The following is a 15,981-nucleotide window of genomic DNA, read 5'->3' as shown; positions in this document are numbered from 1 at the left end:
ATAACATAGTTGCGGAAAAGGTTGCTCGCTAAATGATAATTTTTCCATGGATTTTCTTGACGCTTTCAGAATATTCAGCCGGACAGAATCCGGATTTTTGGCGGTTAATTGCCGAATTAATGCGTAATTACAAGCGGAGTACCGCCGACTTTGCTTCTGTAGTTGTTAGACGGCGTGAATGTGACAATCGTGCACTTTCGTCAGTTTTGCCGGACCATCAGCGCGTGTTATACTTTCATATGGAAGAAATCCGTCAATTTTGCGTTGACGGAAGAGTGCACGTAGCCACTAGCTGGAGTGGGGGAGGCCCCCGTCCGGCGTTTTTGCGTTTAGTGTCGGTGGCGCGGCAGATATACATGAGGTGAATATTTTGTTAATGGTTGTTGGCCTGGGGAATCCCGGGAAGAAGTATTTCGAAACTAAGCACAACGTTGGCTTTATGGTGCTGGACCAATTGGCGCAGGACTTCGGGGTCAAAATCGACAAGCTCGAATTCGATGCCGCAACGGCGACCGTGCGCCTTAACGGGGAGCGCGTGTTGCTGGTTGAACCCCAGACGTACATGAACGAATCTGGGCGGGCGGTACGGCAGTTGATGTCGTTCTACCAGATTCAAGAAGACGAAATCATTGTGGTACAAGACGATTTGGACATGCCGATGGGCAAGTTGCGCCTGCGCACCAAGGGTTCAGCTGGAGGCCACAACGGCATCAAGGATATCATCGCGGCAACGGGCAGCAGCAATTTTGCCCGCGTCAAGGTGGGGACGGATCACCCCGCTAAGCAGACCGTGGTTGATTGGGTGCTCACGCCCTTCAGCAAGGACGACCGGCCACTCATCGACAGTGCGGTGGATCAAGCGGTCAATTTAATCAAGGACCGCATCAATGGTGAACCAATTAGCAAGCTTATGAACAAGTACAACTGATTGGTGGTTCAAGGAGGGGCGTAATGGACGTTATATCAACATTTGGCCAGATTCCGGCATTGCAGGAGTTGTGGCCCAAATTAACTGCGGGCCGGCACTTGGTCACCGGACTAACTGGTTCCGCAAAAACGATGATGATTGCGGCGACGGTTGCGCATCTCCAGCACCCGGTGCTGGTGGTTGAAAACGACCGGAATCACGCCGACGAACTGGTGGCGGACCTCACCAACGTGCTGCCGGTGTCGTCGGTTTTTGCGTACCCCGTTGAGGATGTACTGACCGTGGAGGCGGCGGTGACGTCGCTTGACGCCCGTAACGACCGGATTAACGCGCTCAACTTCTTATTGAAAGACGAGGCGGGCGTAGTCATCACGAGTGTGGCTGGGCTGCGGCGCTTGCTACCAGCAGTGCCGCTTTGGCAGGATGCCCAGCTACACGTGGATGCGACGACCGAGCTGGACCCACAGGAGGTGGCACAGCAGCTAGTAGCGATGGGTTACCGGCGTGACAACTTGGTCAACGCGCCCGGCATGTTTGCCATTCGTGGGGGCATTATTGACGTGTACCCGCTGGATGCAGACCAGCCCGTGCGCATCGAGTTATTTGACACCGAAGTTGATTCAATTCGCAACTTTGACGCGGACACACAACGCAGCCAGGACACCATCGACGCGGTGGACATCACGCCGGCCAGTGACCTGATTGCTTCTGCCACGCAGATGCGTGATGCTGCCGTGCGCATTCGGGCGGCGGCTAAAAATGCGGCGGCTGTTGCCGATGGGGATACCGAAGCCGAAGTAGTGCGCAGCTTTGCCCAGGCGGCGGAGCGCGTGACGGCGGACCTCGATGACGGCATTATGCCCGCTGACATTGCAGCGTGGACTGGCGCGCTTTACCCGGAGAAAAACACGGTGCTGGCATATTTGCCCAAGCAGGCCGTGGTGTTCTTTGACGATTACAGCCGCATCCTGGATGGGGATGCCGGGGCGATGCAAGAATTTGCCAGTGCCGCGACGAATCCGGCCGTGGCGGTGCAACCAGAAATGCGCCCGATGCAGGAGATTGAGCGCGGCGATAAGCACGCGCACGTTTTTCTGTCCCTGTTCCAAAAAGGGATGGGCAACATGCGCCTGGCCAGCTTGACGAACGTCCAGACGCGTGCGGTGCAGCAGTTCTTCAGTCAGATGCCGCTCTTAAAGGCCGAAGCGGACCGGTGGGCTAAGCAAGGCGAAACGGTGGCGGTGCTCATCCAAGAGCCCGTGCGCGAGCCCAAGGTGTTAGCGACCTTCCGTGATTTTGACATCAACGCGCGCCTTAGCCAGGATAACGAACTGATCGCCGGTCAGTTCCAGATTATCCACGGCAACTTGGCATCTGGTTTTGAGTTGCCCGCCGAAAAGTTGGTGGTGCTGACCGAGCATGACCTGTTCAATGCCCGGCAGGTGCGCAAGGTGCGGCACCAAACGCTGGCCAACGCGGAACGCCTTAAGAGCTACAATGAACTGCACGTCGGCGATTATGTCGTTCACGTCAACCACGGGATTGGGGTGTACCGCGGCATTCAAACGCTGGAAGTCGACGGGGTGCACCAAGATTACATCACGGTGGAGTACAAGGATAACGGGCAGCTGTTCATTCCCGTGACCCAGCTCAACCTGGTGCAAAAATACGTTGCGTCCGAGGGCAAGAAGCCGACCGTCAACAAGCTTGGCGGGAGCGAATGGCAGAAGACCAAACGCCGGGTTGCCGCGAAGATTGAAGACATTGCCGATGACCTGATTGAGCTCTATGCCGCTCGGGAAGCGGAAAAAGGGTACGCTTTTCCTAGTGACGACGGGATGCAGCGGGACTTCGAGTCAGAATTCCCGTATCCCGAAACACCCGACCAGGTGCGTAGTGTCAAGGAAATCAAGCACGACATGGAACGGCCACGGCCAATGGATCGCCTGCTGGTTGGGGACGTCGGCTTCGGGAAGACCGAAGTGGCGCTCCGGGCGGCGTTCAAGGCCATCGAAGCGGGCAAGCAGGTGGCGATGCTGGTGCCGACAACCATCCTGGCCCAGCAACACTACGAAACGATGCAAAACCGCTTTGCTGATTTTCCCGTCAACGTCGGCATGCTGTCGCGGTTCCAAACCGCCGCGCAGAACAAGGAAACCATCAAGCAACTGCGTGACGGGCAGATGGACATCGTGGTTGGCACGCACCGGCTGCTTAGTAAGGACGTGACGTATAGCGACTTAGGGCTACTAATCATCGACGAAGAGCAGCGATTCGGCGTGAAGCATAAGGAAAAGATCAAGCAGCTGCGCAAGAGCGTCGACGTTTTGACCCTGACCGCCACGCCGATTCCGCGGACGCTGAACATGTCGATGCTCGGTGTGCGCGATTTGTCCGTGATTGAAACGCCACCGACGAACCGGTATCCGATTCAAACCTTCGTGATGGAGCAAAACGCGCTGGCAACCCGTTCGGCCATCCAGCGGGAACTCGACCGGGGCGGGCAGGTCTTTTACCTGCACAACCGCGTGGAAGACATCCAGCGTACGGTCAGCAACCTCGAACAGCTGGTGCCCGAGGCCCGCGTTGTGTACGCACACGGGCAGATGAGCGAAGTGCAGCTTGAGTCAGTGATTAGCGACTTTCTGCACGGGGATGCTGACGTACTGGTGACGACGACCATCATCGAAACCGGGGTCGACATGCCGAACGTCAATACGCTGATTATCGAAGACGCCGACCGTTACGGCCTATCCCAGCTCTACCAACTGCGCGGTCGGGTTGGTCGTTCTAGTCGCCTGGCCTACGCGTACTTCATGTACCGTCCGGGTAAGGTGCTGACGGAGGTCGCCGAAAAGCGGCTGGCCGCAATTCGCGACTTCACCGAACTTGGTAGTGGGTTCAAGATTGCGATGCGCGACCTCTCGATTCGGGGTGCGGGGAACCTCCTTGGCGCGCAGCAACACGGATTCATCGATTCAGTCGGGTACGATTTGTACACGCAGATGCTGCAAGAGGCCGTGGCCAAGCGGCAGGGACACAAGGCAAGCATCAAAACGGACGCTGAGGTTAACCTCGACGTTGAAGCCTACCTGCCCGGTGATTACATTTCTGATCCGCGGCAGAAGGTGGAAATCTACAAGCGGGTCCGGCAGATTGAAAACCACGACCAGGAAGTTGAACTGCAAGACGACCTGATTGACCGCTTTGGCGATTACCCAGAGCCAGTGGCCACGCTGCTGACCGTGGCTAAGATTAAGCGGCTGGCCGATACGGCGCTGGTGGATTCCATCAAGCGTACGGACCGGAAGCTGATTGTCCGGCTCAGTAAGCGGGGAACACGTGTTGCGGCGGGCGAACCGATTTTTGCGGCGCTTAGTAAGACCAAGCTGCGGGCCACCGTCACGACCAACGAAGACCACCTGGTGGTTTCACTGCTGATTGAACGCGGCACACCAGAATATTTGTGGCTCGCTGAACTGGAACACTTCACTGAGGCGTTAGCAGGACTGCAAACGCCAAAGAATAGTTAATAGAAAGCTAAGACATTTGACTGGCCGTCTGCGCTAGACTTTGAATTAGGAAACTACAAAAATGGGCCCAGAGGAGGTGCGCGCATGCGGCAAAATCATTTACAGAGCTTAATGCGTGGTGCCTGGATTCTGAGTCTTGGCGCACTCATTACCAAGATTTTGAGTGCTGTTTACCGCGTCCCGTTCCAGAACTTGGTGGGCAACACGGGCTTTTACGTCTACCAGCAGGTTTACCCCCTGTACGGGCTGGCGGTGGTGCTCGCACTATCGGGTGGTCCCGTGTTTATTTCGAAGCTGGTTGCGGGCGCGCGCACGCCGGAGCAGCGGGCGAACGTCACGCGCCAATCCCTGGTGATGATGCTGGGCGTTGGCGGGGTCATCTTCGCCGGCCTGTTCCTGGGGGCGCCCGCCATTGCGCGGGCCATGGCGGATGCCCAGCTGGCACCGCTCATCCGGACCATTGCCTGGTTGTACCTCATCGTGCCGTTTGTCGCGGTTGCGCGTGGCTATTTCCAGGGCAACAACAACATGGTCGCGACGGCCACCAGTCAGGTGGTTGAACAAATCATTCGGGTGGTCATCATCATTGCGGCGGCCGTCATCGGCACGGCGCTGCACTGGTCGGTGTACGTGATTGGCGCGCTCGCTCTGGGCGGCGCGCTGGTTGGCGGGCTGGCAGCGGCGGGCATGCTCGTGCCCCAAGTGCACGGCGCACTGGACGGCCGGATGTTACCGGCCAGCACCCCGGAAGCTGGTTGGCGGCAGTTCGCGGCCCGCTTCTTTGCGGATGGCGGCGCACTGGTGCTGTTTTCCGCGCTGATGATTCTGCTGCAGCTGGTCGACAGCTTCACCATCACCAAGGGGCTGCAGGCCTCAGGCATTCTGCCGGCCGCCGCGCGGAACCTCAAGGGTATCTATGACCGCGGCCAACCGCTCGTGCAGCTCGGTCTGGTGGTGGCAACGGCGCTGGCCCAAAGCCTGCTGCCGGCACTTACCGTGGCGCAGCGCAAACAGGCGCACGGCTTTTACAACCGTACCGCCGTCATGATGCTGCACCTGGCCATTGCCAGTGCGGTCCTTGCAACGACTGGCCTCATCGCCATCATGCCGTTTGCCAACCAGTTCCTGTTTGGTGATCGGGCTGGGACCGGTGCGCTGTCGGTTTACGTGCTCAGTGTGGCCTTGGTGGCTGCGATTAACGCGGTGGCGAGTCTATTGCAGAGTCAAGACCAGTTCAAGACGACAACCGCGGCCCTCGTGGCGGGCGTGCTGGTCAAAATCATGTTGACGGTGCGCTTGACTAAGATGCTCGGCATCACGGGCAGCGCGTGGGCGACGTGCATCGCATTATTTGTCACCCTCGTCATCGTTTACCGGGCATTGGCCCCAGCAATTCGCCGCGCAATCTGGCATAATGGGTTCAAAGCCCACCTAATCGGGTTAGCTGCGGCCGTGCTCCTTACCGGTTGGTTCGTCGGTGGCCTGATTGGCACGACTTCCCGTATGGGCGCACTCCTGGGCTGCGCGGTGGTCGGCATCGCTGCCCTCGCTGTGGCCCTATTTACCGGTTATAAATTGAAGCTGCTGACGGTGCGTGAAGTCATCATGTTACCTGGTGGCAGCAAGATTCTACACATCATTAAACGCAAAACGCGAAAGGAATAGAATATGCGATTAGACAAATTTTTGAAGGTATCCCGGATTATCAAGCGGCGCACGGTCGCTAAAGAAATCGCGGATAAAGGACGCATCCAGGTCAACGGCCGGGTTGCTAAGTCGAGCACTGATTTGACGGTGGGCGACACGCTCATTATCGGCTTTGGGAACCGCACGTTGCAGGTTCGTGTCGACGAGCTCGTTGAAACCACGAAGAAGGACGCTGCAGAATCTATGTACACGATTATTAGCTCCGAAAACGAGTAATCACGCTTAGAATTAACTATACCTTGGCCGTAGTTCTTGGTATACTTTGCATTAGAACTAGACAAAATGGCCACACGCATAATTGCTTACTGCGGTATTAGATATGGAGGAGCGATAACGATGAGCAAGGCACCAATTAGCCAAATTGATAATTCGTTCACACGGGCAAAAGCGCATGCCGACGCACAAGCTGTGCTGGCAAGCAAGCGCCGCCGTGTGCACAAACGTCGACTGGCAGTCCTCGGTGCATTGCTCCTCATTGTCTTCATCGTTGGCCTCGTGCGTTTGCACACGATTGGCGCGCAGCGGGAAACCGCCGACGCTAACGTGCGCAGCGCCCAGAAGCGTTTGTCTAAAGTCAAGAGTAAAAAGAAGGCACTGAAGGTTCAGGTGGATCAATTAAACAACGAGGCCTACCTCGAAAAACTCGTGCGTTCTAAGTATTACGTTTCGAAATCCGGCGAGGTGATTTTCACCCTGCCGGCACAAGCAAACCAAATTGGCGGTCTGAATACCACCAAATAATCGGTTGCGGGGACACGCACAGGCGTAGTTCCACCATCATCAAGGAGGACTTGTTCGTTTATGTCAGTAACAGTTGGGACAAAAGTTACCGGGAAAGTTACGGGGATTACTAATTTCGGCGCTTTTGTCGATTTGGGTGAGGGTCAAACCGGCCTGGTGCACATCTCGGAAGTATCAAATGAATTCGTCAAGGATATTCACGACGTGCTCAAGGTCGGGGATGTCGTGCAGGTGCTCGTCATGACCGTGAAGGATGGCAAGATTGGGTTGTCCATCCGCAAGGCCAGCGGCGACTCTGAGCAAGGCCACCATGGAGCGCATAACAACCACGACCGCGGTAATCGCGAGCACGGGAATGCGCACAATGGCGACCGGCCAGCGGGCAACCGTAGCCACGGACCTGGTCAAAACAACCGGCCCGCACAAAACGGTCGTCCCAGTGCCCGGCACGATTTCAGCAAGAAGCCAGAGCCCAAGGGTGATGATTTTGACTCCCTGCTGTCAGGCTTTTTGAAGGATAGTGAACAGCGTCTGTCAACGTTGCGCCACAACACAGAAGGTAAGCGTGGCGGTCGTGGCGGCCGGCGGAGCTAAGAAGGAACAGAGCCTACAGCCCGATTGGGGGTTGTGGGCTTTTCTTTATTGACGCGGAGGGAGGATGCAATGCTGAACGCGAAGAAAATGCTGACGCTGCTGGCAGAAACGGGCGTGCAGCCGGGCAGTAAGATGCTAGTTGCGGTGTCTGGCGGGGCCGACTCGCTTGCACTGCTTGATTTGCTGGTGCAGGTGCGTGCGCGGCTGAACCTGCAGCTCACGGCCTGTCATATTAATCACGAACTCCGCGCCGCTTCGGTTACTGAAGAACAGCGCGTGCGGCAGTATTGCGACCAGGTTGACGTGCCGCTCCAGGTGCGCCACTGGCCGGCCGCAGCGCATCCAGCCACCGGGACGGAGGCGGCGGCCCGCGAATTTCGCTACCAGATTTTCGCCGACCTTGGGCGAACGCTCGGCTGCAATGTTGTGCTGACGGCGCACCACCGGGATGATCAGGTGGAGACGGTGTTGTTTCGCCTGGTGCGTAGTGGCGATGTGCGCAGTGTGCAGGGGATTGCCAGTGTGCGGGAGTTTGCGGGGATGCGGCTGGTGCGGCCCCTGCTGCAGGTGACCAAGGCCGAGTTGCGTGCGTACGCCGACGAACGCAACCTGCCCTATAGCGATGATGCTAGCAACGCCGACACTCACTTTAGCCGTAACTTCCTCCGCCACGAAATTATGCCGCGCCTGCAGAGCGTTGATGCACAGGCCCCAGCACATATCGCCCACTTTGCGGAAGAACAGGCTGGACTGGTGGAATTAGCCGAGATGACAACGCGTCATTTTCTCAATCTTCTCGGTCCAAAGTCTGATGAGATTGACTGGACGGTGTTGCATACTGAATCACACCCGTTGCAAAAACTGGTGTTATCTTCTGCATTACGCCAGTTGACGCCGGCTGTGTCTGCCAAGCAGGTCGACGCCGTGTTCCGTGCACTTAGCAGGAACGACGGTGTCACCCGCAGTTTTCAGTTAAGCAAAGATGTTGAAATCCGGGTGCAAGGTCTGCTCGTTACCAGTGCGCAGCCGTCAGTGGCTGTGCCTGTGTCCCCCGTGTCGATTAACACCCTGGAGGTGCCGCAACCGTTCATGAACAAAACGATTGTGGCGACCACTGCAGTGCAGCCGGGGGACAAAGTTCTTGCGCAGGACATTGCCTTACCCGTTACCATCCGCAAGCGTGCACCGGGTGACCGCCTCGAACTGAGTAATGGCCACCACCAACTGCTGCGGCGCTGGTTGATTAATCAGCACGTGGATTTGGCGGTGCGCAATCAGCTCCTGGTCGCTGCCCAAGCAAGTAATTTACTTTGGTGCGGCACAATTGACGGTAATCAATTGTGGCACGGCTTACAAACTGCTAAAATCAAGTCATCATTGGTGCTGCGATAAAAGCGGAAGGAACGAAAAATGCAGGAAGATATTTTAAAGGTGCTATTCACCGAAGAGGATATTCAGGTGCTTGTGCGCAAGCTGGCCAAGCAGGTCGAACGCGATTACAAGGGCCGCAACCCGCTCATGATTTGTATCTTGAAGGGCGCGGTGGTCTTCATGACCGACTTCGTGCGGAACATCGACGATTATGTGGAGATGGACTTCATGGACGTGTCCAGTTACTACGGGGGCACTAAGTCCACGGGTGAAGTGCGGATCATTAAGGACGTTGACACCAGCGTCCGTGACCGGGATGTCATCTTGGTTGAAGACATTATCGATACCGGGATTACGCTCAAGTCGCTGATGGAATTGTTCAGCCACCGCGGCGCTAAGTCCGTGAAGGTTTGTTCTTTGTTCAACAAGCCAAGCGGGCGGCAGGAATTCGTCACTGCGGACTACGTGGGGGCGACAGTGCCCGATGAGTTCATCGTGGGTTACGGCCTTGATTACGATGGACGCTACCGGAACTTGCCGTATATCGGGGTACTAAAACCCGAAGTATATGCGAAGTAATACCCAAAATCACGCCGCAGTGTGGTATCTTTGGGGAGTAACTAATTATTAATTGCTGAGTGCTGGAGGTTATGCATGAAGAACAACAGAAACAGCTTGTTCAGCAGCACTCTCACTTACCTGGTCATTTTCCTTATCCTGATAGCAGGGTTTGGCTACTTTATGCGCGGCAATTCAGGCAGTGCATCGGAGCAGATTAAGTCAAGTGAGTTTATTGCTGATTTAAAGCAGAACGACGTCAAAGATTTTTCCATCCAGCCGGACGGCAGTATCTACAAGGTTACCGGTACTTACCGGAAAGCACAAAAGAGTAAGCAGTCCACTGGGATTGGCCTGTTCAGTAACACCACCACATCGAGTGTGAAGCAGTTCACCACGATTGTGCCGGGTACTGACAGTTCAATCGCAAAAATCCAAAATTTGGCGGCTAAAAACGACGTTAAGAACACGACTAACGCCGAGTCCCAGTCCGGTACCTGGATCAGCGTTCTGCTGACCATCGTGCCAATGTTCCTGATTCTGATTTTCTTCTACATGATGATGAATCAGAGCGGCCAGGGCGGCGGTGGCAACCGGATGATGAGCTTCGGTAAGTCCCGCGCAAAGCAAGCAGATAAGGGCCAAAACAAGGTGCGCTTCTCTGATGTTGCTGGGGCCGAAGAAGAAAAGCAGGAACTGGTTGAAGTCGTTGAATTCTTGAAGGATCCGCGGAAGTTCGCTAGTCTGGGCGCCCGGATACCATCTGGGGTGCTCCTGGAGGGCCCTCCTGGTACTGGTAAGACTTTGCTGGCCAAAGCTGTGGCTGGGGAAGCCGGGGTTCCATTCTTCTCCATCTCAGGTTCTGACTTCGTTGAAATGTTCGTCGGGGTCGGGGCTTCCCGTGTCCGGGATCTTTTCGAAGAGGCCAAGAAGAAGGCACCCGCAATCATCTTCATTGATGAAATCGATGCCGTTGGTCGTCAGCGTGGTACCGGTATGGGCGGTGGCCATGACGAACGTGAACAAACCCTGAACCAGTTGCTGGTTGAAATGGACGGGTTTACGGGTAACGAAGGGGTCATCGTGATGGCCGCAACGAACCGTTCCGATGTCCTTGACCCAGCGCTGTTGCGTCCAGGCCGTTTCGACCGGAAGATTCTGGTTGGCCAGCCTGACGTTAAGGGTCGTGAAGCCATCCTCAAGGTGCACGCGAAGAACAAGCCACTTGCCGATGACGTTAACCTGAAGACTATCGCTAAGCAGACGCCAGGGTTCGTTGGTGCGGACCTTGAAAACCTGCTGAACGAAGCCGCACTGGTTGCTGCACGGCGGAACAAGAAGGCCATTGACGCTAGTGACGTTGATGAAGCTGAAGACCGCGTGATTGCCGGGCCAGCGAAGAAGGATCGCGTTATTTCCGAAAAGGAACGCCGCATGGTTGCCTTCCACGAAGCTGGGCACGCGCTGATTGGGCTTGTCCTGTCTGACTCCCGGGTTGTCCGGAAGGTAACGATTATTCCACGTGGTCGCGCCGGCGGTTACGCAATTACGCTGCCTAAGGAAGACCAGTTCCTGATGAGCAAGAAGGACCTGAACGAACAGATCACCGGGATGCTCGGTGGCCGGACTGCCGAAGAAATCATCTTCGACCAGGAAAGCACCGGTGCTTCCAATGACTTCGAACAGGCAACCCAGATTGCCCGCGGTATGGTTACCACGTACGGGATGAGCAAGAAGATTGGGACGGTTACCCTCGAACGTGAGGGCGGCCAGCCATTCGTTGGTGCTCAGTACGGTCAGGGTTCAGGCTATTCAGAAGCAACTGCCGCAGCAATTGACTCTGAAGTGCGCGAAATCATTGATGCAGCCCACAAGCGTGCTTACGATATTATCCAGGCACACCGTGAACAGCACAAGAACATCGCTGAAGCCCTCCTGAAGTACGAGACACTGAATGAAGAGCAAATCCTCAGCATCTTCAACACTGGCAAGATGCCAGAGAAGAAGGGCAATGAATTCCCAAGCGAAAAGGCCGCAACCTTTGAAGAATCAAAGGCCGCTTTGGAACAGCGGGAAGCAGCTAAGCAAGCAGACGGCACTGAAGACACTGCCGCTACTGCTAAGCCTGCTGCACCAGACGAGGACGCTAAGGCAACTGAACAAGCCGCGGCACCAACTAAGTCTGAGCCAGAGGAAGCAAAGACGCCAGCAGACGATGCAGACGCCCAGCACAAGCAGGACGACGACCAGGAATAGCTTGGTGATTGTACTGCATTAGCAGAGAAGGGGTTAACGGAATTTTTCCGCTAACCCCTTCTCTTTGTCTTTGCGGCTGTGATAGGCTATACTCAATATGCTTTTCAGTAAACATAAATGGGGTGGCGTGACGTTGCAAAATGCGCCAGATACCACCCGAATAGATAATTTGCAGGGGAATTCTGCACGGCGATTAACGCCGAATTTAAACTAGGAGGATTTTCAATGACGGACTATTTGGTTAAAGCACTGACGGCCGACGGGATGTTCCGCTTGTTCGCAGTTGACGCAACGCAGACGATTGCGGAAGCACAGAAGCGGCACGATACGTGGTCCGCGTCTTCCGCTGCTTTGGGGCGCACGCTGATTGCGACGGGCTTATTATCCGCCTCCCGCCTGAAGAATCCGCGGGACTTGCTCACGGTGCGAGTCCAAGGTAACGGTCCAGCCGGGATTATTGTGGCTGATGGGACCGCAAGCGGGACGGTCCGTGGCTACATGACGAACCCGCACGTCCACCTGCCGTTGAACGCTACCGGTAAAATTGACGTTGCCGCAACGGTCGGCAAAGAAGGGATGCTCGCGGTCACCAAGTACACGGATGGCGAGGCCCCATTTACCGGACAGGTACCACTGATTTCTGGCGAACTTGGCGCTGATTTCACCTATTACTTGGCTAAGTCCGAACAGATTCCGGCCTCGATGGGTGTGTCTGTCTTCGTTAACCCCGACAATACAATTGGCGTTGCTGGCGGTTTCCTGGTTGAAGCATTGCCTGGTGCCACCGATGCCCAGCTGGCGAAGCTGGAGGAGAATATCAAGACGCTGCCGCTGGTATCAGAAATGCTGCACGCCAAGATGACGCCGGAAGAGATTTTGGACCGGATTGTGGACGGCGGCAAGCTGATGATTCTGGACAAGCAGGACTTTGCTTACAAGTGTCCGTGCACCAAGGCCAAGTTCTACAACGGTATTGCCACGCTGAAACGGGCAGACCTCAAAGCAATGATTGATGAGGATAATGGCGCCGAGGCCGTCTGCAAGTTCTGCGGGAAGAAGTACGAGTTTAGTGCCACCGAACTGCAGCGGATGTTAGATAAGAAATAGTGAGGTACAGAAATGACTGAGTGGAAAATCGGCGATATCACAATTCCTAACCAGGTTGTGGTTGCGCCCATGGCCGGGATTACCAACGCCGCCTTTCGGGTAACCGCCAAGGAATTTGGCGCCGGGCTGGTTGTTTGTGAAATGATCAGTGACCGTGGCATTATGTACAACAATAAGAAAACCAAGGAAATGTTGTTCGTCGACCCCCGGGAACACCCGATTTCAATTCAGGTGTTCGGGGGTTCGAAGGAGACCCTGGTGAACGCGGCGAAGTACATTGCCGAGAACACGGCCGCCGATATCATCGACATCAACATGGGCTGTCCAGTGCCAAAGGTGACGAAGACCGACTCTGGTGCGCACTGGTTGCTTGATCCAGACAAGATTTACGAGATGGTAGATGCGGTGACCCACGCGGTGGATAAGCCAGTTACCGTCAAGATGCGCACTGGTTGGGATGAGGACCACATTTACGCGGTCGAGAACGCTCTGGCAGCTCAGGCCGGCGGGGCCAAGGCCCTCGCGATGCACGGTCGGACGCGCAAACAATTGTACTCAGGGCACGCCGACTGGGACATCCTGGCGAAGGTGAAGAGTAAGCTCAGCATTCCGTTCATGGGTAACGGTGATATCCGTACGCCGCAGGACGCCAAGCGCATGATTGATGAAGTTGGTGCCGACGCCGTGATGATTGGCCGGGCCGCTTTGGGGAATCCATGGGTATTGAAGCAGGTGGTTGACTACCTGGACACCGGGATTCTGGAAGACCAGCCTACCCCACGGGAGAAGATTGTCACCGCCAAGCTGCAACTGCACCGGTTGGTTGAACTTAAGGGGGAGAACGTCGCGGTGCGGGAATTCCGTTCCCAGGCGGCCTACTACCTGAAGGGCATTCCCCGTTCGGCTAAGACTAAGGCCTTGGTGAACTCAGTGGATACTGAAGAAGAAGTCTGTGCAATTTTCGATGACTTCGTGAATAAGACCGAAAACGCGCCAATTACGCGCGAAACGCACTAAACAGACACGGATTAGCAAATTATCGGCGGTGCACCTTGCAATTTGCGCGGATAATTGGCAAGATACGGAAGTAAAGAACGGAGGAATTCGAGTGGCAAAGAAGACTGCTGAAGAAGCACAGATGAATGACCAGATGCGGGCACGCCGTGAAAAAATGGATGCTCTGCGGGAAGCGGGGATTGACCCATTTGGGCACCGTTTTGACCGGACCCACAACAGCGAAGAGATTCGCCAGCAGTTCGGTGATAAGAGCAAGGAAGAACTCGAAGCGCTGAACGCCCAGGTTGTAATTGCGGGCCGCATGATGACCAAGCGTGGTAAGGGGAAGGTCGGTTTTGCCGACATCCAAGACCGCGATGGCCGGATGCAGATTTATGTCCGCAAAGACATGGTTGGCGACGAGAACTACCAAATCTTCAAGAAGGCTGACCTGGGGGACATTCTCGGGATTGCCGGGGATGTTATCCGGACGGACATGGGTGAACTCACCGTTCGGGCCAGCAAACTGACTTTCCTGTCCAAGGCTTTGCGGCCACTGCCAGATAAGTACCACGGTTTGACCAACATCGAGCAGATTTACCGTCAGCGGTACCTCGACCTGATGACGAACAAGGAGAGCTTTGACCGGTTCGTTAAGCGGACGAAGATTATCAGTGCGGTACGTGAATTCCTCGACGGGAACGGCTTCCTGGAAGTTGAGACCCCCGTGCTGCACAACCAGGCTGGTGGTGCTAGTGCCCGGCCATTTATTACCCACCACAACGCATTGGACATTGACCTGTACATGCGGATTGCGCTGGAATTGCACCTCAAGCGGCTGATTGTCGGCGGCATGGAACGTGTCTACGAAATCGGCCGGGTTTTCCGGAACGAAGGGGTGGACACTAAGCACAACCCTGAATTTACGGAACTTGAAACTTATGCGGCATACTGGGACCTGGGCGACGTGATGAACGAAACTGAGGGTATTTTCCGCTATGTTGCCAACAAGGTGCTTGGAACCGGGAAGATTACGTACCAGGGTCAGGATATCGACCTGGATGCGAAGTTCGGCCGTGAACACATGGTTGACGCAATCAAGCGGGTAACCGGCGTTGACTTCTGGCAGCCAATGACTGACGAGGAAGCGCGCAAGGTAGCAGATGAACACCACGTGCACTATGAAAGCTACTGGAAGACCGGCCACATCATCAACGCATTCTTTGAAGAATTTGTTGAAGACACGCTGACCCAGCCAACCTTTATTTACGGGCACCCACTGGAAATCTCCCCACTGGCCAAGAAGGACGAGAAGGATCCACGCTTTACGCAACGGTTCGAATTGTTCATCGGCGGGAATGAGTACGGTAATGCCTTTACCGAATTGAACGACCCAATTGACCAGCGCGAACGTTTTGAAGCCCAGGCTGCTGAGAAGACTGCCGGGAATGATGAAGCGCAAGGGATTGATGAAGACTTCGTTGAATCTCTGGAATACGGGATGCCACCAACGGGGGGCCTTGGTATCGGGATTGATCGTTTAGTAATGCTTTTAACTGATGCAGCATCAATTCGCGACGTATTGCTTTTCCCAACGTTGCGTCCATAATTTTAAGTTTTAGGCGGCAAATACAACCGGTTTGGTGGTGTTTGCCGCCTTTTTGTTTGCATTTGCGTGTTTCCGCGCGGGTAAAGGGTGGAATTTGCGAAAAAAGTGCGGCATTTTTGAAAAAACTTTGTGACAAAATTACCCTAGCGTGAAAATCATCGTCCAGCTTTATTCGGCATTTTAACCTGTAAGTTGATATTTATGCGTTAGTAGTTCGGATATAGTGGAAAGATTGGGGTGCATCCACGCGACAAAGTTCGCAAATAAGTGCCAAATGGGGTTTCTTGACGCTGAAGGGTAATCCTGATAATATAGTGAAGTCGTAAAGAGCACTGCTTCTTACGGCGAACGGCTTAGAAAAAAGATGTTGACAACGTGTTCTATAGTTGATATGATATCTAAGTTGTTTCCAACAAGATAGTTCCTTGAAAACTGAACAAAGTTTCGTATAAATGTAGGTTCTTCAGCTTAATTGCTGAAGGAGAATTATCACATTATAACGAAGTCAATTCGCTTATAACAATAAAAAAACAATGAGCTCTTTGAGCTCTCTTAATTTGAGAGTTTGATCCTGGCTCAGG

The 15,981-nt window shown here is 54.8% G+C and carries 12 protein-coding genes; all 12 read left to right on the top strand.

Features of this window, described 5'->3' with window-relative positions:
* Positions 1-370: 370 nt before the first annotated feature.
* Positions 371-928 (top strand): aminoacyl-tRNA hydrolase, encoded by a 558-nt coding sequence (gene pth, locus FC18_RS02005; RefSeq protein ID WP_054679959.1) that lies wholly within the window; start codon positions 371-373, stop codon positions 926-928.
* 23 nt (positions 929-951) lie between these two features.
* Positions 952-4,461, top strand: coding sequence for a transcription-repair coupling factor (gene mfd, locus FC18_RS02000; RefSeq protein ID WP_056975365.1), 3,510 nt, complete (start codon positions 952-954; stop codon positions 4,459-4,461).
* 84 nt (positions 4,462-4,545) lie between these two features.
* Positions 4,546-6,126: a putative polysaccharide biosynthesis protein gene (locus tag FC18_RS01995; protein ID WP_056975364.1), complete on the top strand. Its 1,581-nt coding sequence runs from the start codon at positions 4,546-4,548 to the stop codon at positions 6,124-6,126.
* Positions 6,127-6,129: 3 nt separating this feature from the next.
* On the top strand, positions 6,130-6,384 hold the full coding sequence (locus tag FC18_RS01990; protein WP_054680575.1) for an RNA-binding S4 domain-containing protein: 255 nt from the start codon (positions 6,130-6,132) through the stop codon (positions 6,382-6,384).
* 120 nt (positions 6,385-6,504) lie between these two features.
* A complete protein-coding gene (locus tag FC18_RS01985; protein WP_054680579.1) occupies positions 6,505-6,909 on the top strand; it encodes a septum formation initiator family protein in 405 nt (134 codons plus the stop codon).
* 60 nt (positions 6,910-6,969) lie between these two features.
* A complete protein-coding gene (locus FC18_RS01980; protein ID WP_054680582.1) occupies positions 6,970-7,503 on the top strand; it encodes a S1 domain-containing RNA-binding protein in 534 nt (177 codons plus the stop codon).
* A gap of 69 nt (positions 7,504-7,572) precedes the next feature.
* Positions 7,573-8,895: a tRNA lysidine(34) synthetase TilS gene (tilS, locus tag FC18_RS01975; RefSeq protein ID WP_054680583.1), complete on the top strand. Its 1,323-nt coding sequence runs from the start codon at positions 7,573-7,575 to the stop codon at positions 8,893-8,895.
* Between the two features lie 18 nt (positions 8,896-8,913).
* Entirely contained in the window at positions 8,914-9,453 is a 540-nt protein-coding gene (gene hpt, locus FC18_RS01970; RefSeq protein ID WP_054680585.1) for a hypoxanthine phosphoribosyltransferase, read from the top strand.
* Between the two features lie 75 nt (positions 9,454-9,528).
* Positions 9,529-11,688: an ATP-dependent zinc metalloprotease FtsH gene (ftsH, locus tag FC18_RS01965; protein ID WP_054680586.1), complete on the top strand. Its 2,160-nt coding sequence runs from the start codon at positions 9,529-9,531 to the stop codon at positions 11,686-11,688.
* Positions 11,689-11,913: 225 nt separating this feature from the next.
* Entirely contained in the window at positions 11,914-12,795 is an 882-nt protein-coding gene (gene hslO, locus FC18_RS01960; protein WP_054680589.1) for an Hsp33 family molecular chaperone HslO, read from the top strand.
* Between the two features lie 12 nt (positions 12,796-12,807).
* Positions 12,808-13,812 carry a tRNA dihydrouridine synthase DusB gene (dusB, locus tag FC18_RS01955; RefSeq protein WP_054680592.1) on the top strand — a complete coding sequence of 335 codons (1,005 nt, stop codon included), beginning with the start codon at positions 12,808-12,810 and terminating at the stop codon, positions 13,810-13,812.
* A gap of 121 nt (positions 13,813-13,933) precedes the next feature.
* Positions 13,934-15,400, top strand: a complete 1,467-nt coding sequence (lysS, locus tag FC18_RS01950) for a lysine--tRNA ligase (protein ID WP_082404200.1) — start codon at positions 13,934-13,936, stop codon at positions 15,398-15,400.
* The last annotated feature ends 581 nt before the right edge of the window (positions 15,401-15,981 follow it).

The sequence above is a fragment of the Lacticaseibacillus sharpeae JCM 1186 = DSM 20505 genome (assembly GCF_001436225.1).
Taxonomy (GTDB): Bacteria; Bacillota; Bacilli; order Lactobacillales; family Lactobacillaceae; genus Lacticaseibacillus; species Lacticaseibacillus sharpeae.
This window is presented reverse-complemented; position numbering and strand designations above follow the sequence as displayed.